Origin of the sequence: Mesorhizobium sp. M7A.F.Ca.CA.001.08.2.1 (genome assembly GCF_003998455.1) — a bacterium.
In the GTDB taxonomy this organism is placed as follows: Bacteria; Pseudomonadota; Alphaproteobacteria; order Rhizobiales; family Rhizobiaceae; genus Mesorhizobium; species Mesorhizobium ciceri.
This window is the reverse complement of record NZ_RZPW01000927.1, coordinates 1-2155: the sequence shown is the minus strand read 5'-3', so window position 1 is coordinate 2155 and position 2155 is coordinate 1. Positions and strand designations below refer to the sequence as shown.

The window sequence follows — 2155 nt, the reverse complement described above, 5'->3', positions numbered from 1 at the left end:
GGCCTGGGGCATGTTCATCCCGCTTTACGACACCAACAGGCTGCGCCACATCCGCCTGCAATATGTGACCATCGGGCTGATCGTGGTCAACGCCCTGGTCTACCTCGCCACCGCGCTCGGCGGCGAGAGTTTCTCCAATGCCGCCGTGCTTGGTCTCGGCTTCATCCCGTCGGTCGTCCATGACACCGCCGAGCTCGATCCCCGTTTTATCGTCATCCCCGAAAGCCTGAGCTACCTCACCTATTCCTTCCTGCATGCCGACATCTTCCACCTCGGCGGCAACATGCTGTTCCTGTGGGTGTTCGGCGACAATGTCGAGGACGCGCTCGGTCACATCCGCTACCTCATCTTCTACCTGTTGTGCGCGATCGCCGGCGCCGCCTTCCAGGGCCTCGTCGCCTGGGACTCGCAGGTGCCGCTGATCGGTGCCTCGGGCGCCATCGCCGGCGTGGTCGTCGCCTATCTGATCCTTTATCCCAGGGTGAAGGTCTGGGTGTTGGCCTTCGCCCGCATCCCGCTGCGCATTCCGGCCTTCATCCCGCTCATCCTGTGGGTCCTTTTCCAGGTGGTGATGTTTGCCGCCGGCGGCGAGGATCAGATCTCCTGGGCCTGCCATATCGGCGGCATCATCGCCGGCGCCGTTCTGGTGCTTGTCTTGCGTAGCCGCGGCGTGCCGCTGTTTGCCGGCGCCGACGAAGACGTCGCGCCCGCCGCGCCCGACCAGCCGCCGGTTGCCACGGAACCGCTGATCCCCGATCAACCCGCCGCGACACCGCGCTGGGGACGCGGAAACGCTTCCAGTTCGGACTGAACCGATTTGAGCCACTTGCAGCGTATTGACGTGCAGGGTTGCCGCAACTACGGAAACGTCTCCGCCGCAACCTAAGGCGGGCAAAGACCAGAATTTCCATCCGGCCAGAATTTCCACCTGGAATGTCGGCTTTCGACAACTCAGAACGGGCGCAGGCTGTTATAGCGCGCCCAATTAGCGTGAAGAGGTGACAGGCAAATGAAGATCCTTGTGCCCGTGAAGCGGGTTGTGGATGCGAACGTCAAGGTTCGCGTGAAGGCTGATGGTTCGGCGGTGGAGCTCGCCAACGTCAAGATGGCGATGAACCCGTTCGACGAGATCGCGGTTGAAGAGGCGATCCGGCTGAAGGAAGCTGGCAAGGCGGAAGAAATCATCGTCGTCTCGATCGGCCCGCAGCAGGCGCAGGAAACCCTGCGCACGGCGCTCGCCATGGGCGCTGACCGCGCCATCCTGGTCAAGACCGACGAACAGACCGAGCCGCTCGGCGTCGCCAAGGTGCTGAAGGGCGTCGTCGACGCCGAGCAGCCCGGCCTCGTCATCCTCGGCAAGCAGGCGATCGACGACGATTCCAACCAGACCGGCCAGATGCTGGCGGCACTGTTGGGCTGGGCGCAGGGCACCTTCGCCTCCAAGATCGTGCTCGACGGCGACAAGGCCAAGGTGACGCGGGAAGTCGATGGCGGCCTGCAGACGGTGGAACTGAAGATGCCGGTGATCGTCACCGCCGACCTTCGCCTCAACCAGCCGCGCTATGCCTCGCTGCCCAACATCATGAAGGCCAAGAAGAAACAGCTCGACGAGAAGAGCCCGGCCGACTACGGCGCCGACGTCAAGCCGCGGCTGAAGGTCATCAAGACCGAAGAGCCGAGCGGCCGCAAGGCAGGCGTCAAGGTCAAGAGCGTCGCTGAGCTGGTCGACAAGCTGAAGAACGAAGCCGGCGTGCTGTAAGGAAATCCGATGAGGCCGGCCTGCAAACGGCTGGCTTCTCCGCTTCCGGTGCTCACGTACAGAAGTACGCTCCGCTCCGGTTCTCGAAACCAACCGTTTTCGACTCGGCCTGACCGGATTTCAGGGAGCCGCGAAGACGAAAGTCAGGAATATCATCAATGGCTATTCTTCTGATTGCAGAACACGACAACGCAACCCTTTCCGACCAGACCGCCAAGGCGCTGTCGGCCGCGCTGCAGATCGGCTCGGACGTGCATGTGCTGGTTGCCGGCAAGGGCGCCAAGCCGGCAGCCGACGCTGCCGCCAAGCTGAAGGGCGTGAGCAAGGTGCTGTTGGCCGAGGCCGACGAGCTTGCCGAGCGCCTGGCCGAACCGACGGCAGCGCTCATTGTGTCGC

General features: G+C 63.3%; 2 protein-coding genes and 1 pseudogene. All 3 read left to right on the top strand.

What is annotated here, in order from left to right; all coding sequences use genetic code 11:
- Window positions 1-10: 10 nt before the first annotated feature.
- On the top strand, window positions 11-811 hold the full coding sequence (locus EN914_RS33035; RefSeq protein ID WP_024503780.1) for a rhomboid family intramembrane serine protease: 801 nt from the start codon (window positions 11-13) through the stop codon (window positions 809-811).
- A 198-nt stretch (window positions 812-1009) separates the two neighbouring features.
- Window positions 1010-1759: an electron transfer flavoprotein subunit beta/FixA family protein gene (locus EN914_RS33030; RefSeq protein ID WP_013529425.1), complete on the top strand. Its 750-nt coding sequence runs from the start codon at window positions 1010-1012 to the stop codon at window positions 1757-1759.
- A gap of 158 nt (window positions 1760-1917) precedes the next feature.
- Window positions 1918-2155: pseudogene (locus EN914_RS33025) on the top strand (electron transfer flavoprotein subunit alpha/FixB family protein); the annotation flags it as partial.

Excerpts from the sequence above, each read along its gene's own strand:
- EN914_RS33035 (WP_024503780.1), top strand. The coding sequence starts at position 11 with ATGTTCATCCCGCTTTACGACACCAACAGGCTGCGCCACATCCGCCTG.
- EN914_RS33030 (WP_013529425.1), top strand. The coding sequence starts at position 1,010 with ATGAAGATCCTTGTGCCCGTGAAGCGGGTTGTGGATGCGAACGTCAAG.